Annotated in this window: 14 protein-coding genes; 11 read left to right on the top strand and 3 right to left on the bottom strand. The window is 62.4% G+C overall.

The genetic code is table 11. From position 1 onward, the window contains the following. Positions 1-24 precede the first annotated feature (24 nt). Together cphA (ASE26_RS14745) and cphA (ASE26_RS14750) are read left to right on the top strand one after the other, a co-directional pair. Positions 25-2202: a cyanophycin synthetase gene (gene cphA / locus ASE26_RS14745; protein WP_055927803.1), complete on the top strand. Its 2178-nt coding sequence runs from the start codon at positions 25-27 to the stop codon at positions 2200-2202. Between the two features lie 12 nt (positions 2203-2214). Further along, on the top strand, positions 2215-4785 hold the full coding sequence (gene cphA, locus ASE26_RS14750) for a cyanophycin synthetase (protein WP_055927806.1): 2571 nt from the start codon (positions 2215-2217) through the stop codon (positions 4783-4785). Positions 4786-4957: 172 nt separating this feature from the next. Here cphA (ASE26_RS14750) and ASE26_RS14755 read toward each other — a convergent pair whose 3' ends face one another. Then, positions 4958-6049: a LacI family DNA-binding transcriptional regulator gene (locus ASE26_RS14755; RefSeq protein ID WP_055927809.1), complete on the bottom strand. Its 1092-nt coding sequence runs from the start codon at positions 6047-6049 to the stop codon at positions 4958-4960. A 168-nt stretch (positions 6050-6217) separates the two neighbouring features. Between ASE26_RS14755 and ASE26_RS14760 the strand changes: the two genes are divergently transcribed. The 5 genes from ASE26_RS14760 (at position 6218) to ASE26_RS14780 (ending at position 11544) form a co-directional block, all read left to right on the top strand. Continuing rightward, a complete protein-coding gene (locus tag ASE26_RS14760) occupies positions 6218-7471 on the top strand; it encodes an Hsp70 family protein (RefSeq protein ID WP_055927987.1) in 1254 nt (417 codons plus the stop codon). Positions 7472-7537: 66 nt separating this feature from the next. Then, a complete protein-coding gene (locus ASE26_RS14765) occupies positions 7538-8038 on the top strand; it encodes a DUF2846 domain-containing protein (RefSeq protein WP_055927811.1) in 501 nt (166 codons plus the stop codon). A 47-nt stretch (positions 8039-8085) separates the two neighbouring features. Further along, positions 8086-8436 (top strand): hypothetical protein, encoded by a 351-nt coding sequence (locus tag ASE26_RS14770; protein ID WP_055927814.1) that lies wholly within the window; start codon positions 8086-8088, stop codon positions 8434-8436. Between the two features lie 81 nt (positions 8437-8517). Beyond that, positions 8518-10497, top strand: coding sequence for a TonB-dependent receptor (locus tag ASE26_RS14775; protein ID WP_055927817.1), 1980 nt, complete (start codon positions 8518-8520; stop codon positions 10495-10497). Between the two features lie 75 nt (positions 10498-10572). Next, a complete protein-coding gene (locus ASE26_RS14780; protein WP_057246482.1) occupies positions 10573-11544 on the top strand; it encodes a tetratricopeptide repeat protein in 972 nt (323 codons plus the stop codon). Between the two features lie 6 nt (positions 11545-11550). On the opposite strand, the gene ASE26_RS14785 is transcribed toward ASE26_RS14780, so the two are convergent. Beyond that, positions 11551-12117 carry a DUF5625 family protein gene (locus tag ASE26_RS14785; RefSeq protein ID WP_055927822.1) on the bottom strand — a complete coding sequence of 189 codons (567 nt, stop codon included), beginning with the start codon at positions 12115-12117 and terminating at the stop codon, positions 11551-11553. A gap of 14 nt (positions 12118-12131) precedes the next feature. Next, positions 12132-13961: a GGDEF domain-containing protein gene (locus tag ASE26_RS14790; RefSeq protein ID WP_156409947.1), complete on the bottom strand. Its 1830-nt coding sequence runs from the start codon at positions 13959-13961 to the stop codon at positions 12132-12134. Between the two features lie 118 nt (positions 13962-14079). Between ASE26_RS14790 and ASE26_RS14795 the strand changes: the two genes are divergently transcribed. From ASE26_RS14795 to ASE26_RS14810, 4 genes are all read left to right on the top strand, one after another. After that, positions 14080-14715 (top strand): methylamine utilization protein, encoded by a 636-nt coding sequence (locus ASE26_RS14795; protein ID WP_057246484.1) that lies wholly within the window; start codon positions 14080-14082, stop codon positions 14713-14715. 4 nt (positions 14716-14719) lie between these two features. Further along, positions 14720-17095 (top strand): EAL domain-containing protein, encoded by a 2376-nt coding sequence (locus ASE26_RS14800; RefSeq protein WP_055927829.1) that lies wholly within the window; start codon positions 14720-14722, stop codon positions 17093-17095. A 90-nt stretch (positions 17096-17185) separates the two neighbouring features. Continuing rightward, positions 17186-19357, top strand: coding sequence for a prolyl oligopeptidase family protein (locus ASE26_RS14805; protein ID WP_082591374.1), 2172 nt, complete (start codon positions 17186-17188; stop codon positions 19355-19357). A gap of 3 nt (positions 19358-19360) precedes the next feature. Further along, positions 19361-21766 carry a zinc-dependent metalloprotease gene (locus ASE26_RS14810; protein WP_055927832.1) on the top strand — a complete coding sequence of 802 codons (2406 nt, stop codon included), beginning with the start codon at positions 19361-19363 and terminating at the stop codon, positions 21764-21766. Positions 21767-21770: the final 4 nt, after the last annotated feature.

Raw genomic sequence — 21770 nt, forward strand, 5'->3', positions numbered from 1 at the left:
CGCAAGAGGTACAAGAGCTAAAACATGACAAAAAAGAAAGACATAGAGTTTCTCCGTGTAACACACCTGCGCGGACCGAACATCTGGACCTATCGCCCGGTGATCGAGGCCTGGCTGGATATCGGCGAGCTTGAAAACTACCCCTCCAACAAACTCCCCGGTTTTTATGAGCGCTTGACCGCCTTGCTGCCAGGCCTGGTCGAGCATCGCTGCGGCGTCGGTGAGCGTGGCGGCTTCCTCGAGCGGCTGCGCGACGGCACTTACGCCGGCCATATCCTCGAGCACGTGGTGCTGGAATTGCAAAACCTGGCCGGTATGCGTACCGGCTTTGGCAAGACGCGCCAGACCGCCGAAGGCAGCGGTATTTATAAAATGGCATTCCGCACCCGCCAGGAGCAGGTTGGCCGTGCCGCACTGGCTGCCGGCAAGGACTTGCTGATGGCAGCCATCGACGACAAGCCATACGACCTGGCCGCCACCGTTGCAAAATTGACCTCGATGGTCGAATCGCTGTGCCTGGGCCCATCGACCGCCTCCATCGTGGATGCTGCAACCGACCGCAAGATCCCGCACATCCGCCTGACCGACGGCAACCTGGTGCAACTGGGCCACGGCGCGCGCCAGCGCCGCATCTGGACCGCGGAAACCGACAACACCTCGGCCATCGCGGAAGGCATCGCCTCCGACAAGGACATGACCAAGGACTTGCTGAAGTCCGTTGGCGTGCCGGTGCCCGAAGGAACCCTGGTCAAGAGCGCCGACGAAGCGTGGGAAGAAGCGCAGGACATCGGCCTGCCGGTGGCCGTCAAGCCGTACGACGGCAACCATGGCCGTGGCGTGTCGCTGAACCTGATGACCGAAACCGACGTGCGCGCTGCCTACGATATCGCGGTTGCGCGCGGCGGCAGCAAGAGCGTGATCGTTGAGAAATTCATCGTCGGTAACGAGCACCGCCTGCTGGTGGTGGGCCGCCGCATGGTCGCTGCTTCCATGGGCGAATCGCTGTGGGTGACCGGCGACGGCAAGTCCTCGGTGCAGGCACTGGTGGACAGCCAGATCAACACCGACCCGCGCCGCGGCACGACCGAGGAATTCCCCCTGAACATCGTGCAGCCGCGCGAATCCGAAGAAGTGCTGCTGGACCTGAAGCGCCAGGGGCTGACGCCGGACAGCGTGGTGGAAACGGGCCGCAAGGTGCTGATCCAGGTGAACGGCAATGTCGCCAACGACGTGACCGACCTGGTGCACCCGGCAGTTGCTGAAATGGCAGCGCTGGCGGCACGCACCATCGGCCTGGACATCGCCGGCATCGACCTGGTTGCCGCCGACATCTCCAGGCCGCTGGAAGAGCAGGGCGGCGCCATCATCGAAGTGAACGCAAGCCCAGGCCTGCTGGCCCACTTGAAGCCAGCTGCCGGCGGTGTGGCGCGCCCGGTTGGCCACGCGATTGCGGACCAGCTGTTCGCCGAAGACGACGATGGCCGCATCCCGATCGTGGGTGTGGCCGGCAGCCGCCAGAACGCGCTGATCGCACGCCTGATCGGCTGGCTGCTGCAAATGAGCGGCCGCTACGTCGGCACCGCGACCGACCAGGGCGTGTATTTGAACGGCCGCAATGTGGCGCGCGGTCCGTTGTCCGAATGGGAGTCCGGCGAACGCCTGCTGCTGAACAAGAACGTGGAAGCGGCAGTCTTCGCCAATTCCGGCCGCATGGTCCTGAGCGAAGGCTTCTCCTACGACAAGTGCATGGTGGGCGTGGTCACCGACGCCGCCGGCCATGAAGAACTGGGCGAGTTCTACATCAACACCCCGGAACAGATGTATGGCGTGCTGCGCACCCAGGTCGATGTGGTGCTGCCTGAGGGCGCAGCCGTCCTGAACGCTTCCGATGCGCAAGTGGTGGAAATGGCCGAGCTGTGCGACGGCGACGTGATCTTCTACGGCACCGATGAACACGTGCCGGCGATCGATTCGCACCGCCAGGATGGCGGCCGCGCCGTGTTCCTGCGCGATGGCGGTTTCGTCATGGCGGCCGGCCGCGACGAGCTGGCGGTGCTGCCGCCGTCCTGCCTGCCGGCCAGCGGGGAAGACCGTAAGGAAGCAGTATTGGCCGCGATTGGCGCCGGCTGGGCCATGGGCCTGTCGCCGGACCTGATCGGCGCTGCGCTGCGCACCTTCGAGTGGAATACCAAGAAAAACTAAGGATTACCAGGAATGGAAGTTATTCGCCTCCGCGCTCTGCGCGGCCCAAATCTGTGGAGCCACCATACGGCTGTTGAGGCCATCGTGTCCTGCACGCCGGAAGAACGCTCCGTCGACAAGATCCCTGGTTTCGAAGTGCGCCTGCGCACCCGCTTCCCACGCCTGGCGCAGCTGCAGCCGGACGGCCACGCCGACACCATCCCGATGGCGCATGTGCTGGAACTGGCCGCCCTGGGCCTGCAAGCCGAAGCCGGCTGCCCGGTGACCTTCAGCCGCACCACCCAGACGCTGGAAGACGGCATCTACCAGACGGTGGTCGAATATACCGAAGAAGCGGTGGGCCGCCTGGCCATGGAATGGGCGGAAAAGCTGATCAAGGCTGCGGTCGACGACACTCCGTTCGACCTGGCCGCGGCACTGCATGAACTGCACGAGCTGGATGAAGACGTGCGCCTGGGACCGTCGACCGGTTCCATTGTGCATGCCGCCGTGGCACGCAAGATCCCGTTCCGCCGCATGACCGAAGGCTCGATGGTGAGCTTTGGCTGGGGTTCGAAACAGCGCCGTATCCAGGCTGCTGAAATGGACAGCACCAGCGCGATTGCCGAAACCATCGCGCAGGACAAGGAACTGACCAAGAAACTGCTGGACGCCGCCGGCGTGCCTGTTCCAACCGGCCGCACCGCCGAAAACGCGGAAGACGCGTGGAAAGCTGCGCTGGAGATCGGCCTGCCGGTCGTGGTCAAGCCGAAGGATGGCAACCAGGGCAAGGGCGTGACGGTCAACATCACCACCCGCGAGCAAACCATCGCCGCTTACAACGCCGCCAAGGAATTCCGCGACGACATCATGGTCGAACGCTTCCTGGCCGGCCACGACTTCCGCCTGCTGGTGATCGGTAACAAACTGGTCGCTGCTGCGCGCCGCGATCCGCCACACGTGGTCGGTGATGGCGTGCATTCGGTGCGCGAACTGGTGGACATCGTCAACGCTGACCCGCGCCGCGGGACCGGCCACGGCACCGCGCTGACCAAGATCCGCTTCGACGATATCGCCCTGGCGCGCCTGGCGCTGCAAGGTCTGGCGGCCGATTCGGTGCCGCCAATCGGCCAGCGCGTCGTGCTGCGCAATAACGCCAACCTGTCGACCGGCGGTTCCGCCACCGACGTGACCGACGACGTGCATCCTGAAGTTGCCGCGCGTGCGGTGGAAGCGGCGCAGATGATCGGCCTCGACATCTGCGGCGTGGACGTGGTGTGCGATTCCGTACTGCGTCCTATCGAAGAACAGAATGGCGGCGTGGTGGAAGTGAATGCCGCGCCCGGCCTGCGCATGCACTTGTCGCCTTCATACGGCAAGGGCCGCCCGATCGGCGAAGCGATTGTCAGCTCGATGTTCCCCGAGGGCGACGATGGCCGCATTCCGGTGATTGCGGTGACCGGCACCAACGGCAAGACCACCACAGTGCGCCTGGCTGCGCACCTGATCGCGTCCTCCGGCCTGCGCGTGGGCATGACCAATACCGACGGCGTGTACGTCAACGGCCGCCAGATCGATTCCGGCGACTGCTCCGGCCCGCGCTCGGCGCGCAATGTGCTGCAGCACCCTGACGTGGATGCGGCAGTATTCGAGACCGCCCGTGGCGGCATCCTGCGCGAAGGCCTGGCGTACGACCGCTGCAAAGTGGCCGTAGTGACCAATATCGGCGCCGGCGACCACCTGGGCCTGAACTACATCACCACCGTGGAAGACCTTGCGGTGCTGAAGCGCGTGATCGTGATGAACGTCGACGAGCATGGCTATGCGGTGCTGAATGCGACCGATCCGATCGTGGCTGCGATGGCGGCCAAGTGCAAAGGCAAGGTGATCTTCTTTGGCGCGGACCGCTACCATCCGGTGGTGGCGACGCACCTGGCGCAGGGCAAGCGCACCGTGTACATCGAGAACGGCCAGATGGTGGCGGTGGAAGGCAAGAACGAACAGCGTATCCCGCTGGCGGACGTGCCGATCACCTTCAACGGTACCATCGGTTTCCAGGTGGAGAACACCATGGCGGCAGTGGCTGCGGCCTGGGCTGCCGGCATCGACTGGGATTCGATCCGCCGCGGCTTGCTGACCTTTACCACCGACAGCCACAATGCGCCGGGCCGCTTTAATATCTTCAAGTATCGCGGTGCGACCGTGATTGCTGACTATGGCCATAATCCGGATGCGATGCTGGCACTGGTGCAGGCTGTGGATGCAATGCCTGCCAAGCGCCGTTCAGTGGTGATCTCGGGCGCCGGCGATCGCCGCGACCAGGATATCCGCGAGCAGACCGAGATCCTCGGCAAAGCGTTTGATGATGTGATTCTGTACCAGGATGCCTGCCAGCGCGGGCGTGCCGACGGCGAGGTAGTTGGCTTGCTGCGGCAGGGCCTCGTTGGCGCCAGCCGCACCAGGCAGATCGACCAGATTACCGGCGAGTTCGTTGCGATTGATACGGCGATGGATCGTTTGCAGGATGGGGATCTGTGCCTGATCCTGGTGGATCAGGTGGAGGAGTCGCTGCGGCATATCGCCAAGCGGATTGCTGCTGGATAAAACCGGTAAACCAGGGTCTGACCCAAGGGTCAGACCCCCAACGGTACTACGGCCGCGGTTTGGGGTGGTACGTCATTGATCTTTTCAGAAAATCAAAGGCGAACAACCTCAATCCGCGGCCGTTGAACAGACTGGGTCTGACCCTTGGGTCAGACCCGGGTTTACCGGTTTTTCAGGCCGCCAGCACAGCCTTCGGCGCCACCAGCCTCGCAGTCTCGCCGTCAACAAACTGCGCAGCAAACACCCGCTTCTCGGCCTCAACGGGCCCGTCGGCCTCAATCAGGCTGCAAATCAAATCCGCCGTTGCCACTGCCATCTTATGCAAGGGCTGCTTCAAGGTGGTGAGCTCGTAGCTGAGCCATTGCGACCCTTCCACCGCATCGCAGCCGACAACCGACATCTGCGACGGCACGTCGATATGCAAATGCTGGCGCGCCGCGTCCATGCAGCCCATGGCCATCGCATCATTCCCGCAAATTACCGCATCCGGCACCACGCCGATGCGCGCAATCAGTTCATGCAGGCCGGCCACGCCGCTCGAGTAATCAAAGCAACCGTGGAACACCGGCGCCTGCGGCAGCTCCAGCTCCGCGATCCGGTCCAGCGCCCCGCGCAAGCGTTCGCGCGCCACCGAGTTCTGGGCCGGGCCGCCAATCAGGGCGAACTGTCGGTGTCCTGCAGCCGACAGGCGGGTCACCAGCGCGCGGCTGGCCTCATACTGGTCGCACAACACGGTGTTGACGTCCAGGTCGCGCAGATGGCGGTTGAATACCACCAGCGGCACCTTGCGCCGTTTGAATTCGTTGACATGTGCTTCCGTCAGCCGGGAGGCCGCCACCACGCCATCAACCTGGAACTGCCAGATTTCGGTCAGGATGTTCTCAATTTCGCCCTCATGCTGCATGGTGAAGAGCAGGGCACGCTTGCCGCGGCGATTCAGCTGCTGGCTCAGCTCCGACAAAGCCGCCGGGTTGTATAGCATGCTGGAATGCGAAACCACGATGGCCACGATATTGGTGCGGCGCGTGATCAGGCTGCGTGCTGCCGCATTCGGGATATACTCCAGCCCCTCGGCCGCCTTCATCACCCGCGCATAGGTCGCTTTCGACACGCTGGCGCCGGGTTTGAAGCAGCGCGAAACCGCCGATTGCGACACGCCAGCCACGAGCGCGACATCATAGGAGGTGACGCGGCGTCCCTCCAGGAGGATGATGGCCTTTTGCTCGGCGAGACTGACTGCTGGTTGTAGCGTAGTTTGGCGCATGAATGCGGGGTTGCGGCAGGAATGCTTGCGATTTTGAAAATAAACACCAATCTTACCACATGGCAATAGTTTCCCCAGGTTTATAAGGTCCTGTCGGGCCAAGGTGTGGCGCACATGCCGCGCCGCTCTCTGTTAAAATACCGCCCCTTTTGGTTTCGGATGATTAAGATGGCACAGGCTTGCGGCATCGACTTTGGCACTTCCAACTCCACCGCAGGATGGGTGCGCCCCGGCCAGCCCATCATGCTGGAGCTTGAAGACGGCAAAATGACGCTGCCGTCCGTCGTATTCTTCAATGCGGAAGACGAGGAAACCAGCTATGGCCGCGCCGCGCTGGCGGAATACCTGGCCGGCTGCGAAGGGCGGCTGATGCGCTCCCTGAAAAGCCTGCTGGGCACCAGCCTGATTGATGGCCAGACCGAAGTTGGCGGCCGTACGCTGCCTTTCCGCCTGTTGCTGTCGCAGTTCATCGGGGAAGTGAAGCGCCGCGCCGAAGCCGCCGCCGGCCGCCATTTCGACCATGTGGTGATGGGGCGCCCGGTGCATTTCATCGACGACGACAAGGTCGCCGACCAGCTGGCTGAAGATACCCTGGCCGAGATCGCGCGCAGCGTCGGCTTCCGCGAGGTGGCGTTCCAGTACGAGCCGATTGCGGCCGCATTCGAATATGAATCCCAGATCGATCGCGAAGAACTGGTCCTGATCGCGGACATCGGCGGCGGTACGTCGGACTTTACACTGGTGCGCCTGGGGCCGGACCGCGTGGCGCGTACCGAGCGGGTCGATGACATCCTCGCCACCGGCGGCGTGCATATCGGCGGTACCGATTTCGATAAATACCTCAGCCTGTCGAGCGTGATGCCGATGCTGGGTTATCGCAGCCAGTTCCGCAGCGGCGCCGAGGTGCCGTCCAGTTACTACTTCAACCTGGCGACCTGGCACACCATCAACCAGGCGTACACCCGCAAGATGCAGGCGCAATTGACGGAAATGATCCGCGATGCGCGCGAGCCGGCCAAGCTGGAGCGCCTGCAGCACTTGATCGAGGAGCGTGCAGGCCACTGGCTGGCGTTGAAAGTCGAAGAGGCCAAGATCGGCCTGTCGACCGCTGACGACGTGCAGCTCAATCTCGAACGTTTCACGCCGCCGGTGCTGCTGGACGTCACGCGCGGCGGTTTCGACAACGCCGTCGACCACCTGGTGCACAGTGTCGGCGCCACCGTGACGCAGTTGCTGGCGGACGCCGGGGTGCAGCCGGGGCAGGTCGACACCATCTTCTTCACCGGCGGTTCCAGCGGCGTGCGCCTGCTGCGTGAACGTATCGCAGCCCTGGTGCCGGGGGCGCGCCGGGTCGAAGGCGATTTGTTTGGCAGTATCGGCGCCGGCCTGGCGCGCGATGCGCTGCGCAAGTTCGGTGGCTAAGTCGCTGGCGCGCCTTTCCCGATAGGATTAGAATTGCCGATTTCCAATTTCTTAATATTACTTCCAATGAAACAGATTGCCTTCGTCGCTCTCCTGGCCTCGCTCCTTGCCGGTTGTGCTGCCAGCGGCCCTTTGTACAATGATTACCGCCAGTCCGTTTCAGATGTTGGAAACAGCAAAGCGCGGCTTGTGCTGTACCGTACAGGCGAGAGCATGATAGGGTCGGCGCGTTCAATCCGCGCCCGCGTGGATGGCGAAGTTGTTGGCTACGTCGATCACAAGGGCTTCAATGTCTTTGATGTCGAACCGGGCGCCCATCTGCTGCAGGCGGACCTCGTTGATAGTGCAGGGGCATGCAACCTGAACCTCGAGGCGGTTGCTGGAAAGACCTATTATTTTGAGGTGACCCCACGGAAAAGCAGCATGGTGGCGGGCATGACGTTTGGCTTTGTCGGCCAAGCCGTTGAATCGGCTGGGAAGACCTGCGGCGGTGCAGTCGAAGTGACTGAAAAGAACGAGGGAACGGCAAAAGGAGCGCTGGTGACGCTGGGTAAATCGAAGAGCTAGCATCAAACGCTTGTTAATTTACACGAAGCCTGCTTAAAATAGCCGCCGTGAAGAAAGCCAATCGTCATTTCCTGCACGTGTTACTCGCGCTGCTGCTGGTACTGTCCCAGCAGCTCGGGATGGCGCATGCGGTTTCGCATTGGGCGGACTTCCGCCACGGCAGTGAACAGCAGCAGGCGACCGATGTCGATGGCAATGGCCTGAGCGCCGGCCTGGCGCTCGACCACAACTGCAGCCAGTGCGCGGCCTTTGCGTCGCTGGCCACGGCGATCCATACGCCGAGCTTCACCTTCCCATCGGTCGACTACAGCGCGCCGCAAGCCGGCGTCGCCTTGCCGCAGCTTGACAGTACGCGCACCGCGCGCGCTTACGATTCGCGCGCACCACCCCTGGCCTGACACAAACAAGGTAATGCATTTGCTGCCGCCGTGGCCCCGTGCCGCGTGCTGGCTATTGTTTGTCGTATCCAGAGGTTTACTATGAATTTCAAATACTCCCTGCTGGCAGGCGCTGTCCTGTCGGCCGTATCCGCCATTGCCTGCGCCGATGACGGCGAAGTGACCAAGGTTGTGGTGACCGCCAACCCGTTCCACAAAGGCGAGACCGAACAAATCCTGTTGCCGGCCAAGGTGCTGTCGGGCGACGAATTGCGTGACAAGATGGCGAATTCGCTGGGCGAAACGCTGTCGTCCGAACTGGGCGTATCCGCGTCGGCGTTTGGCGCCGGCGCTTCGCGCCCGATCATCCGTGGGCTGGAAGGTGCGCGCGTGAAAATGCTGGAAAACGGCATGGCCGTTTCCGACGTATCGGGCCTGTCCAACGACCACGCGGTTTCGGCCGAAGGCACGGTGGCGCACCAGATCGAAATCCTGCGTGGCCCGGCCTCGCTGATGTATGGCTCGGGCGCGATCGGCGGCCTGGTGAACGTGGTCAATGAACGTATCCCGCCGGCGCTGGAGCAGAAACTGACCGGCCAGGCCGAAGCCCGCTACAGCACCGTTGACGACGGCAAGGCCACCTCCGGCACCATCGACGGCGCTATCGGCAAAGTGGCGCTGCACCTGGACGCCAACACCCGCCAAACAGGCGACTACAAGATCCCGGGCAACCGTATCGAAGGCGATCCCGATTCCGGATCCGGCCGCCTGCCGCATTCGGGCACCAAGGAAAAGGGCGCCGGCTTTGGCGGTTCCTACATCGATAGCTGGGGCTATGTGGGCGCATCCGTTTCGGGCCTGGATAACAAGTACGGCATTCCGAGTGCGGAAGGTTCGACGATCGACCAGCACCAGACCCGTTACGATATTGACAGCCTGTTCAAGAATCCACTGCCAGGCATTGAGTCGGCCAAGTTCAAGGCTGGCTACACAGACTACCACCATGCCGAACTGGGTGACGATGGCCAGCCGGAAGTGCTGTTCAAGAACCGTGCAATCGAGACCCGTGCCGAGGCAGTACACAAGGGCATCGCGGGCTGGCACGGCACCTTCGGCATGCAGACGGAATTGACGCACTTCTCGGCCCTCAGCGCGGAAGGCGGCGCCGACACCGTGCCGGTCACGCGCTCGAATTCGACCGCCGGCTTCCTGGTCGAGGAAAAAGAGTGGGGTCCGGTGCGGGTGAATGCCGGCCTGCGCCTGGAACGCATCAAGCGCGAGCCGGTGAGCGGCCTGGACCGCTCCTTCTCGCTGCAAAGCGGCGCGCTTGGCGCCTTATGGTCGTTCACGCCGGGTTATGCGACGGGCCTGACACTGTCGCGCGCGCAGCGCGCCCCGTCGACCGAGGAACTGTATTCCGGCGGCCCGCATGATGCGACCATCACGTTTGACCAGGGCGACCCGAACCTGCGCAAGGAAACGTCGCGCAACATCGAGTTCTCGCTGCAAAAGACCGCGGGACTGATCCGCTGGAAGGGCAACCTGTTCCACAACAGCATTTCAGACTTCATTTACGGCCATGTGACTGGCCGCACGCTCGACGAAGAAGGCAATGATGGCGGCGAATTCCGCGAACGCCTGTTCAGTCAGGGCAATGCCACCGTACGCGGCGCCGAAGCGGAAATCGAATACAACCCGCTGGCAATGGGCCTGAACGGCCGCGTGTTTGCCGATACCTCGCACGGCGACCTGAAAAACAGCGGCAGTCTGCCATTGCAGCCTGCCTCGCGCGTCGGCGCCACCATCGGCTACCGCAGCGCCAACTGGCGCGCCGGCGCGACCTGGATCCACGCCCAGTCGCAAGACCGCCTGGCCTCGTTCGAGTCGACCCAGACCGGGTCTTACAACCAGTTGAACGCGAACCTGTCGTACACGCAGAAGCTGCAAGACATGGACCTGACCTGGTTCGTGCTGGCGAAGAACCTGTTGAACGACGAGATCCGCGTATCGACCTCGCTGTTGAAGGATGTCTCGCCGTTGCCGGGCCGCAGCTTTGTATTTGGTGTGCGCGCCAAGTTCTGAGCTTGCGCAAAATCAAACCCGGCACGGAGTCGCTTCTTATACTTTAGATAACAATCCAGGGTATGGGAGGCGAAGATGGGCAAACGTCTGGCAGACCGGGAGCGCATCTTCCGGTGGTTCCTTGGCCCCGCCCAGCGGGGCAATCCCTATGCGCAGTTCAACCTGGCGCTCCTTTACAAAAACGGGCAAGGTGTCGACAGCGACGCGCGCCAGGCATTCAGCTGGATGCGCATGTCGGCCCTGCAAGGGTTGGCCTTCGCCCAGAACCAGCTTGGAGCCATGTACTACAAGGGTGTCGGTATCGGTTTCAGCGATGCCGAAGCAGTCTACTGGTTCCGGCGTGCCGCGCGCCAGGGCGATCCCTCTGCGCAGCAAAACCTTGGGCAGATGTACCGGCGCGGCCGCGGCGTCCCCGTCAACGAAGAGATGGCTGCGCGCTGGTTCAGCCGAGCCGCTGAACAAGGCATTGCCAGCGCACAGGCGCTGCTGGGCGAGGCTTACCTGCATGGCCGCGGCGTCAGTCCTGACTGCAAGCTTGCGCAAGCCTGGCTGCGCAAAGCCGCGGTGCGCGGCGAAGTCCACGCCCAATGCCTGTTGGGCAGCATGTTCGCCCACGGCACCGGAGTCGAACGCGACACGGTGCAAGCGCTGATGTGGTATAGCCTGGCCGCAGAAGGCGGTTTGGTCCAGGCCCAGTTCAGCGTGGCCGTGCTGTACGCCAGCGGCGAAGGTGTACAGCGCGACCTGGGCCGGGCTGTTCACTGGTACCGCAGCGCGGCTGAAAAAGGCGATGCGGCAGCACAGAACAATCTCGGCGTCCTGTACGCGACGGGGCAGGGTGTCACGCAGGACGAAGCCGAAGCGCTGCGCTGGTACAGGCGTGCGGCAGCGCAAGGGCACGTACTGGCGCGGCATAACCTGGCCGGCCTGCATGGCGGCGCAGCCAATGCGGCGCTGCCCGACGAACATGCGCGCGGCAGTATTGATTTCGGTGAAATGTTGAGACCGCGGACCCAGGAGCGGGAAGCACGCAGCGGTCCGCGCTGAAGCGGCCTATCGCTGTGCGGTCAAGGGACGTTCTCGGCTTGGCGCCAGCATCACGGTGGTATTCAAGTGCCCCAGGCCGGCCTGGGCGTCGACATTCTCGACGCGCACGCTATAGGCACCGCGCGCCAACGCGAAATTGCCAAGGCTGCGCGAACGCTGGTTGGCCCATTTGCTGGCCACGCACAAGGTATTGGCCGTGCGCGAATAGACCAGCGCATTGTCTGGCTTATGCCGTACTTCGACTTTGAATGCCATCGGGCGGCCAAAGCTGGCGCGCTCCTGCTTTGGCACTTTGGCGAGGTCGACGCCTTCGCCGCAATCTTCGACGCGGCGATCGCCGATGATCGACACGTCCTGCTTGCTCAGGGAATCGCCGGCAGGATTGCTCAGCTCAAGCATCAGGTCGTATTTCAGGTCTACAGGCACTTCGACATCGGCCGTGACGACCGTGCCTGCCTCGCCAAGCTTCATCTGGACGTCTTTCATGAGCGGCGGGAATTCACACAGCGCGACCGTCGCCATCGCCAAGCCGACAATGGGTTTGTGGCACAGGTTGTAGATGAATGGGCTCATGAATTCAATATAGACTACGCTCCTTGCGTTTGCATCCTGCGATCAAGGAAAAGGCTGTTGCCATGTATCTTTTTGGCCTGCTTCTTCGCATCGGCTGCGCTGGCTGCGATCTGGTGGTGCGAGTAATACTGCTGCGGTTCGACGCGGATCACGCCGAGCGACAGGCTCATCAGCGAGTAGAAGACTTTCTTGCCCTGGCGGTCTTCACTGATATAGCCGCCGCGCTCACGGTCTTCGTTGCTGTAAAAGTCTGCAATGGCGATGGCGAAATCGTCCAGCACGGCGTGGCAGCGCTGCTCCCAGTCTTCGCTCTGGAACAGGATCACGAAGTCGTCGCCGCCGATATGGCCGACGAAATCGCGGTTACGGTCGCCGTGCTTGGCCAGGATATGGCCTGTCAGCTGGATCACGTCGTCGCCGCGGCGATAACCGTAGACATCGTTGAACGGCTTGAAGTGATCGAGGTCCACGTAGCAGACCCAAAACCGCGTTCCGCTCTCCAGCAGGCGGTCGATATGTTCATTGATCGGGACGTTGCCCGGCAGCTGCGTCAGCGGATTGGCGTAGCGCGCGGCGTTGATCTGCATTTGCGTGATCTCGCGCATCAGGTCATGGCCGGTGCCCATGCCGATGTAGCTGCCGTTTTCGGTGATGATGAAGCCATTGAACAAGTGGTGCGCGTCCGATTCGGCCATGCGGCAGGACAGGTCCTGCAGGCTGGTGTCGACGTCTGCAATGATCGGTTTGGCATCCATGAAAAGAGTGCATGGCTTCTTGCCGTACAACTCGCGCTGGTAGGGGCGCGCGAAGTGGTCGATCATCTCAAAGCGCGATACCAGGCCAAGCGGGCGTCCGGCATCGACCACGGGAATGATCATCAGCCTGGGTTCGGCCATGAAGATTTCATAGACGTCGTTGTTGTTCATGGACGGCGGCACTGCGCCCACGTCGTGCAGCAGCTTGCGGATAGACACGGCGTTTCTCTCGGCAGCGCGTTGCGGATAAACCGCCACGCCACGGCGGCCCAGTACCTTGACTACTTCAGCCGGCAGGGCCCGTGCCGGCTGGAGGTGCGGGCGGCCCAGGTGGTAACCCTGCCCATATGCGATGCCCAGGTCGCGCAGCACCAGCAGCTCTGCTGCCTTTTCGATGCCTTCCGCGATGACCAGGGTATTGGACTTGTCGGCGATCTCCTGGATCGAGCGTACGAACTGCAGCTTGACGGGGTCATGGTCTATGCCCTGGATGAAGTGCATGTCGATCTTGACGAACTCCGGCCGCAGTTCGGACCACAGGCGCAGGCTGGAAAAGCCTTCGCCCAGGTCGTCGATCGCGATCTGGAATCCCATGTTCCGATAGTGCAGCACCGCTTCGCGCATCCGCTCGTAGTCGTAAGTCGGCTGGTTTTCGGTCAGTTCGATGATGACGTTGGCGGGATTGAGGCCGAACTCGTGGATGTAGCCGAGGGTTTCGCCCTGGCTGCCATCGTGCTGGCGCACCAGCGATTCCGGGCTGACGTTCAGGAACAGCTTGCCGGGCAGCTGCAGCTCGGCGAAGCGCTCCAGCACGATGCGCCGGCACAGGTATTCCACTTCGCGCGACAGGTTGTTGGCGCGCGCCACGCGGAACAGGTTGAGCGGCGAATGCAGCGGGCTGTCCGACGGGCCTCGAATCAGGCCTTCGTACGCGATGATTTCGCCGCTTTGCATGTGGACGATGGGCTGGAACAAGGCGTGCAGCTGGCGGCGCAGGATGATGTCCAGCAGGTGCTGGCCGAGCACGTCGTCTGTCGGTGGGCGCAGGTAGCTCACATTGTTGGGGAGGGCGGCGGTTGAAGTGCTCACGATGGCGGTCGCAGAAATGGCAACGTCATGATTCTGTGTCGCAATTGTGACAACATGATGAACGCCGGAAACACTTTTTGGCGTTACAATAAGCTTTCCACGTCCTTGAACGAGAACGATGCCGAGCCAGTCCCTGATCCGTTGCGCTGCGTTGGCGGCGCTATGCTTTTCCAGTGCCGCCGCTGCTGCCGGCGGGATAAGCGTGCACGTAGCTGACATCAGTGGAAAACCGGTGCCCGACGCCGTGGTTTACCTGGAGGCGGATGGCGGGCAGCCGCTGCCCAAGCCGCAGAAGGCAGGCGAGATCAGCCAGAAGGGATTGAAGTTCATTCCCCTGGTGACGGTGATACAGACCGGCAGCAAGATCTACTTCCCGAATAACGACAAGGTGCGGCACCATATCTATTCGTTTTCCTCGCCGCACAAATTCGACCAGAAGCTGTATTCCGGTACTACGGCCGACCCGCAGACGTTTGACAAGCCGGGCACCGTGGTCCTTGGCTGCAATATCCACGACAAAATGATCGCATATGTGCGTATCGTCGATACGCCACATTTCGGCAAGACCGATGCCGCCGGCGATGTGGTCGTGGAAGCTCCTGCCGGAAAATACACGCTGAAGGCCTGGCATCCCGATATAGTGGGCGGCAACGCGCAGGAGCAGGTGCTGCGCCTGGGCGAGGGCACGGCCAGCGCCAGTTTCAAATTCTCGTTGAAGCCACCATCAACCGAACCGGACGCGCAAGCCTACTGACACCATGCGATTCCGCAGCCTCGAAAGCCGTATCGTCACGTTGTTCCTCGTGCTGCTGATCGTGGTGCAGCTCGTGGGTTTGATCGTGATCCAGCGCGGCATCGATAGCAATGCCCGCGCTGCGATTGCCTCAGAACTGGTCAACGGCAGCAAGGTTTTCGCGCGCCTGATGGACCAGAACGCGCAGAACCTGCGCAATGGAGCGCGTCTGCTGTCGCGCGATGCAGGCTTCCTGTCGGCGATAGGCAATACCGACGACGACGACCGCGCCACCATCGAATCGGCGCTCGCCAACCATGGCCGCCGTATCAAGGCTGCAATGACAATGCTGGTCAGCCCGGAACGCAAGGTTGTCGCATCGACCAGCGATGCACAGGCGGCGGGGCTGGAGCACATGGTGATCGCCATGCTGGACAAGGCGGAACAGGAAGATGGCGCGAATGGGGTAGCCATCGTTGAACGGCTGCCATACCAGGTTGTCGTTGTGCCCGTGAAAGCACCGGTAACCATCGGCTTCGTGGTAATGACATTCCCGCTGGATGAACGCCTGGCGCGGGACATGCAGGAAACCACCGCGCTGCAAACCCTGCTGCTGACGCGCGACGCGAACAGGCGCTGGCTCCCGGTGGCATCCAGCCTGGGGCCTGCCGCGGTCGAACGCATCATGTTGCAATTGCAAGGCATGGGTGCCTTGCCCACCGAAGCCTTCGACGTCGACATTGGCGGCGACAAGCTCAGTGTGCACGTGACGAAGATTGGCGAGGACGACGGCAATGCCGCGGTGGCAATGCTGGGCCGCTCTATCGACGAAGCCACTGCGGAATATTCACGCCTGGAGCGCTGGCTGCTTGGCCTGACCGTGGCCGGCATGATCGTCTGCGTGATTGCCAGCGTGGTCACTGCCAAGCGCATCGCGCAGCCGCTGCGCCAGTTGGCCGATACCGCCAAAAAGCTGGAGCAGGGCGATTACAAGGTGGATATCGGATCGTCGCGCGCCGATGAAATCGGTGAACTGGCGCACGCCTTCGGCAGCATGCGCGACGGTATCGCCAAGCGCGAGCAGGAAATCCGCCGCCTGGCATACTGGGACCCGCTGACCAACCTGCCGAATCGTGCACAGTTCCTGCTGTTGTTGAATGACGCAATCGGTGAGGCGCGCAAGCGCGGCGGTTCGGTCTATGTGCTGATGATGGACCTTGACCGCTTCAAGCACGTGAACGACGTGATGGGCCACAGTTTTGGCGATGCCCTGCTGAAGCAGGTTGCCGGGCGGTTGCTGCAGAAGCTGGCCAACCGCCGCCACCCGGCCCAGGTGGCGCGCCTGGGCGGCGATGAATTTGCAGTCCTGCTGCCGAGCTCGGACCTGGACCAGGCGGTGGTGGTTGCGGCCGAGATCCTGCAGGTGCTGGAATCGCCGCTATCGCTGGACGAGCAGATGGTTGACATCGGCGCCGGCATCGGCATCGCAGGTTTCCCTGACAATGGGCTGGATGGCGAAGAACTGCTGGGCAAGTCGGAGATCGCCATGTACACGGCCAAGCAGCGCAACGAAGGCGCTGTGGTCTATGAAGACGCAATCGATAAGGGCAGTCAGCAAAGCCTGTCGCTGCTGACGGAGTTGCGCCGGGCCGTGGAGAACAATGAACTGCGCCTGTTCGTGCAGCCGAAGATGACGCTGGCCACTGGCCACGTGATCGGCATGGAGGCGCTGGTGCGCTGGCAGCATCCGCTGCGCGGTAATGTCTTCCCCGACCAGTTCATCCCCTTTGCCGAGCAGACTGGTTTTATCCGGGTGATTACCCACTGGGTGCTGGAGCGTTCAGCGGAGCTGTGCCACGAACTGGCGCAGCGCGGCATCCACCTGAAGGTGTCTGTCAACCTTTCCACGCGCGACCTGCTGGACCAGGAATTGCCGTTCAAGTTCGGCGAAATCTTCATGCGCCACCATGTTTCGCCGGGCGCTTTCTGCCTGGAGATCACCGAGAGCGCAATCATGGACGACCCGGTGCGCGCCCAGCAAACCCTGGAACGCTTGCACAGCATGGGATGCGATCTTTCGATTGACGATTTCGGCACAGGATATTCCTCGCTGGCCTACCTGAAGCGCTTGCCGGTCGACGAACTGAAAATTGATAAATCGTTTGTACTGAACATGGTGAATGACGTGGGCGACGCCAAAATCGTGCGCTCCACCATCGACCTTGGCCACAATATGGGCCTGCGCGTTGTCGCCGAGGGCATCGAGAGCGAGGCCGCCTGGAACATCCTGGCGGAGATGGGCTGCGACCAGGGCCAGGGCTACTACATGAGCCGCCCGATGCCGGCCGGCGAACTGGCAAGCTGGGTCGAGAACTGGAAAGCATCCGCATTGGCCGAATAATAGCTGGCGCCGAAGGCTTCGGAGAGTTACTTATTTGCTAAAGTTCAAGTTATGATCGCTGCCGCATCATAACTACTCTACGGACGACACATGCCATTCAAGCGCGCCACACTCGCACTTTCCTTGCTCGCAGCCTTCTCCGCACCAGCCTTTGCCCAGACCTGCCCGGCAGGTGCTGCGGCGGTGACTTATCCAGCTTCCAAAAAGATCGACCAGCAGGACAACTACCACGGCACCATGGTCGCCGACCCATACCGCTGGCTGGAGGACGCCAACAGCGACGAGACCAAGGCCTGGGTGGTGGAGCAGAACAAGGTAACGCAATCGTGGCTGGGCCAGATTCCGGAACGCGAAGCGATCAAGGCGCGCCTGACCAGGCTGTGGAACTACGAACGCTATGGCGTGCCATCGAAGAAGGGCGGCCGCTACTTCTACAGCCGCAACGACGGCCTGCAGAACCAGGCGGTCCTGTACACCGCCAAGACCCTGTCCGAAACCCCGCGCGTGCTGCTCGACCCGAATACCCTGGCTGCTGACGGCACCGTGGCGCTGGCCGGCACCGCCGTGAGCCCGAACGGCAAATTCCTGGCGTACAGCACCGCCGCTTCCGGCTCCGACTGGAACGAGATCAAGGTTCGTGATATCGCGACCGGCAAGGATATGGCCGACCATATCAAGTGGGTCAAGTTCTCCAATACTGCCTGGGCCGCGGACGGTTCCGGCTTCTACTACAGCCGCTACGACGAGCCGACCGAAGAAAGCAAGCTGGCCGGTGTGAACTACTTCCAGAAAGTCTACTTCCACAAACTGGGAACCCAGCAGATCGCCGACGCGCTTGTCTACCATCGTCCGGACCAGAAAGAATGGGGCTTCGGCGCCGAAGTAACCGACGATGGCCGCTATCTGGTGATCAACGGTTCGCACGGCACTGAAGCCAGGAACCGCGTCTTCATCAAGGACCTGAAAGCCAGGGACGCGCAGGTAGTCGGCCTGCTCGAGGCGTTCGATGCCTCGTACAATTTTATCGACAATGAAGGTCCTGTGTTCTACTTCATGACCGACAAGAACGCACCGCGCTCGCGCATCATCGCGATCGATATCCGCAAGCCAGGCATCGAGAACTGGAAGGAAATCGTTCCCGAGACGCAGCAAACGCTGACCGGCGCCAGCATCGTCAACAAGCAGCTGGTGCTTAACTACCTGAGCGATGCGCACAGCGCCGTCAAGGTGGTCGACCTGAAAGGCAAGCCTGTACGCGAGGTTGCGCTGCCGGGCCTGGGCACTGCTTCCGGTTTCGGCGGCAAGGCGACCGATACCGAGACGTTCTACTCCTATACCAGTTTCACTACCCCGGCCACGATCTACCGCCTGGACCTGAAGAGCGGCAAATCCAGCGTTTATCGCCAGCCTAAGGTGGACTTTGACCCGAGCGCCTTTGACACGCGCCAGGAATTCTTCACCAGCAAAGACGGTACCAAGGTCCCGATGTTCATCGTGTTCAAAAAGGGCATGAAACTGGACGGCAGCAATCCGACCTACCTGTACGGCTACGGCGGCTTCAATATTTCGCTGACCCCAAGCTTCTCCGTCTCCAACCTGGCATGGGTTGAAATGGGCGGCGTGTACGTGGTGGCCAACCTGCGTGGCGGCGGCGAGTACGGCGAAGCCTGGCACAAGGCCGGCACCAAGCTGCAGAAACAGAACGTGTTCGATGACTTTATCGGCGCGGCCGAATGGCTGGTCGCAAACAACGTGACATCGCCAGCCAAGCTGTCCATCGGCGGCGGTTCCAACGGCGGCCTGCTGGTTGGCGCAGCGATGACGCAGCGTCCGGACCTGTTCGGCGCGGCGGTGCCGGCGGTCGGGGTGATGGACATGCTGCGCTTCCAGAAGTTCACCATCGGCTGGGCATGGGCATCGGACTACGGTTCGTCCGACAACGCGGAAGAATTCAAGGCCCTGGTCAAGTACTCGCCGCTGCACAACTTGAAGCAGGGCGGCTGTTACCCGGCCACCATGGTCATGACCGCCGACCATGACGACCGCGTAGTGCCAGCCCACAGCTTCAAGTTCGCCGCCGCCGCACAGGCTGCGCAAGCCGGCGCAGCACCGATCCTGATCCGTATCGACTCGAAGGCCGGCCACGGCGCCGGCAAGCCGACGACGAAGCAGATCGAGGAAGTGGCTGACCGTTGGGGTTTCCTGACCCGCGCACTGGACATGCATCCGGCAGCACCGGCAACCGCTGCCGGCGGCCAGTAAGCCATGCGCGCGCTCCTGCTGCTGTGGACAGCCTTGCTTGCGCCGGCCACGGCGGCGGAAGCGCCTAAAACCTTCGCCGAGCAAACCCAGTCGCTCGCCGAGCAGCCGGGCTTCATTGAAGTCTGGCGCGATGCGGCGAAGGGCAGGGTGCTGCTTTCAGTGCGCGACCTGGACCAGCCCTTTTTACTGGTGTCATCGCTGCCTTACGCACTGGGTTCAAACGACATAGGCCTGGACCGCGCGCAGCCGGGCAGCCCGAAGCTGGTACGCTTCCAGAAATTCGGCAACCGCCTGTTCCTGGTTCAGGAGAACACCCGCTTCGTCGCGCGTTCGGCCGATGCCGACGAGCGCAATGCAGTGGCCGAGTCCTTCGCCGGGGCGGTGCTGTGGTCGGGCGACATCCTCGCCAGCGCAGGAGCACGCCACCTGGTCGATTTTTCCAGCTTCCTGCTGGCCGACCAGCATGGCGTGGTGCAGCGGCTGGATGAATCCAGGCAGGGCGCATACCGGGTGGATGAAAGGCGCAGCGCTGTGTTGGCATCCGAAGCCAAAGCCTTTCCCGACAACGTTGAACTGGAATCCTTGCTTACCTTTGCCGGTCCGGGTAATGGCGAGTTTGTGAAACAGGTTGCGGCAGATCCGGCCAGCCTGTCAATGCGCCAGCATATTTCCATGGTGCGGCTGCCGGATAACGGCTACCAGCCGCGCCGCTATCACCCTTTCTCCGGTGGTTTCGATTCCGGCTACTACGACTTTGCCACGCCACTGGCCAGCAGCCTTGACGTGCGCTGGCAAGTTCGCCACCGCCTGGAAAAGGGCGGCAAACCGATTGTCTACTACCTTGACCGCGGCGCCCCGGAACCGGTGCGTTCCGCATTGCTGGAAGGCGCGCGCTGGTGGTCCAGCGCCTTCGAAAAGGCCGGATTCAAGGACGGCTTCCGCGTCGAGTTGATGCCGGAAGGCGCCGACCCGGCTGATGTGCGCTACAACGTGATTACCTGGGTTCACCGCGCCACGCGCGGCTGGTCGTACGGCAATGCGATTGCCGATCCACGCACAGGCCAGATCATTCGCGGTGCCGTGACGCTCGGCTCGCAGCGCGTGCGGCAGGATATCCTGATCGCCGAAGCCCTGCTGGCGCCTTACGGCAAATCCGCTCCCGCCGAGCGCCGCAAACTTGCCGAGCAGATGGCGCTGGCACGCCTGCGCCAGCTCGCAGCCCACGAGGTTGGCCATACCCTCGGCTTCGCCCATAACTTTGCCGCCAGCCGCCGAGGCAATGGCTCGGTAATGGATTACCCTCATCCGGTGCTGAAGCTTGGCGCCGACGGCGCTATCGACCTGCAGGATGCGTACGGCGTTGGTGTCGGTGCATGGGATGACTATGTCGTGAAACACGTTTACGGAGACTTTGGCGGTGGCGAGCTTGAATCAGGCGCGCTGGCCAAGTTGCGCAGTGATGCCCGTGCCGCAGGCCTGCAATATGTCTCCGACGAGGATGCACGCGCACCCGGCGCATCCCATCCGAACGGTCTGTTGTGGGACTTCGGTCCCGATAGCCTGAAAACCTGGGACCAACTAGGCGCCATCCGCCGCCGCGCCCTGGACAACTTCTCCCTTGACGTCCTTCCTGACGAACGCCAGGCGGGCGAACTGGAAGCGCGCCTGGTGCCGGTGTACCTGCTGCAGCGCTACCAAGGTGAAGCCGTAGCGCGACTGCTGGCCGGTGGCGAATATGAATCGGCCACCGGCGCCGATATTCGCGCCGGCCGTGCCGCCGCAGGCATCAAGGTTACGCCTGCAGCCACCCAGCGCGCGGCATTGTCGCGCCTTGCCGATACGCTGCGCGCCGAATACCTCGCTTTGCCGGCCGGAGTGCTCGATCAATTGTCGCCACCGTCGACAGGATTCGAACGCAACAAGGAATACTTCGGCACCCGCATGGCCGCTGTGTTTGACGCGTTGTCCGCCGCCGAAACCGGGGCTGCGCTAACAGCCGGCTTCCTCCTTGACGCCGGCCGCCTGAATCGACTGTACTGGCAGCACGCACGCGACCACGGAATGCCCGGCACCGAGGAAGTGATCGACGCAGCCTTGTTGCGAAGCTGGAAGCGCGCCCCTGTCCCCGCCAATGTAGCGGGCGGCGAGGCCGTCCAACTCGCTGCAAACTGGGTCGTGCTGGATGCTCTGCTGCAGGTGCTGGAAGGAGGCAAACTGCACGCCAACGTCGACGCCGGCCTGCGCCAGCAACTGCGCAGCTTCGCCGCGTGGCTGAAAGCGAATCCTGGCAAAGGCACCACCGCTTCGAGCCGCGCCCAGGCGGCCGACCATGTACTGCGCTACCTGGCCGATCCGCGCAGCGTCAAGCTCCGCACTTTGCCCGCCATCCCGCCGGGCGCACCAATCTGACCAC

Source organism: Duganella sp. Root198D2 (assembly GCF_001428585.1).
In the GTDB taxonomy this organism is placed as follows: domain Bacteria; phylum Pseudomonadota; class Gammaproteobacteria; order Burkholderiales; family Burkholderiaceae_D; genus Rugamonas.

What these genes read in the sequence shown, in the direction of transcription:
- cphA (WP_055927803.1), top strand. Translation starts at nt 25, where the DNA reads ATGACAAAAAAGAAAGACATAGAGTTTCTCCGTGTAACACACCTGCGC.
- cphA (WP_055927806.1), top strand. Translation starts at nt 2,215, where the DNA reads ATGGAAGTTATTCGCCTCCGCGCTCTGCGCGGCCCAAATCTGTGGAGC.
- ASE26_RS14755 (WP_055927809.1), bottom strand. Translation starts at nt 6,049, where the DNA reads ATGCGCCAAACTACGCTACAACCAGCAGTCAGTCTCGCCGAGCAAAAG.
- ASE26_RS14760 (WP_055927987.1), top strand. Translation starts at nt 6,218, where the DNA reads ATGGCACAGGCTTGCGGCATCGACTTTGGCACTTCCAACTCCACCGCA.
- ASE26_RS14765 (WP_055927811.1), top strand. Translation starts at nt 7,538, where the DNA reads ATGAAACAGATTGCCTTCGTCGCTCTCCTGGCCTCGCTCCTTGCCGGT.
- ASE26_RS14775 (WP_055927817.1), top strand. Translation starts at nt 8,518, where the DNA reads ATGAATTTCAAATACTCCCTGCTGGCAGGCGCTGTCCTGTCGGCCGTA.
- ASE26_RS14780 (WP_057246482.1), top strand. Translation starts at nt 10,573, where the DNA reads ATGGGCAAACGTCTGGCAGACCGGGAGCGCATCTTCCGGTGGTTCCTT.
- ASE26_RS14785 (WP_055927822.1), bottom strand. Translation starts at nt 12,117, where the DNA reads ATGAGCCCATTCATCTACAACCTGTGCCACAAACCCATTGTCGGCTTG.
- ASE26_RS14795 (WP_057246484.1), top strand. Translation starts at nt 14,080, where the DNA reads ATGCCGAGCCAGTCCCTGATCCGTTGCGCTGCGTTGGCGGCGCTATGC.
- ASE26_RS14800 (WP_055927829.1), top strand. Translation starts at nt 14,720, where the DNA reads ATGCGATTCCGCAGCCTCGAAAGCCGTATCGTCACGTTGTTCCTCGTG.
- ASE26_RS14805 (WP_082591374.1), top strand. Translation starts at nt 17,186, where the DNA reads ATGCCATTCAAGCGCGCCACACTCGCACTTTCCTTGCTCGCAGCCTTC.
- ASE26_RS14810 (WP_055927832.1), top strand. Translation starts at nt 19,361, where the DNA reads ATGCGCGCGCTCCTGCTGCTGTGGACAGCCTTGCTTGCGCCGGCCACG.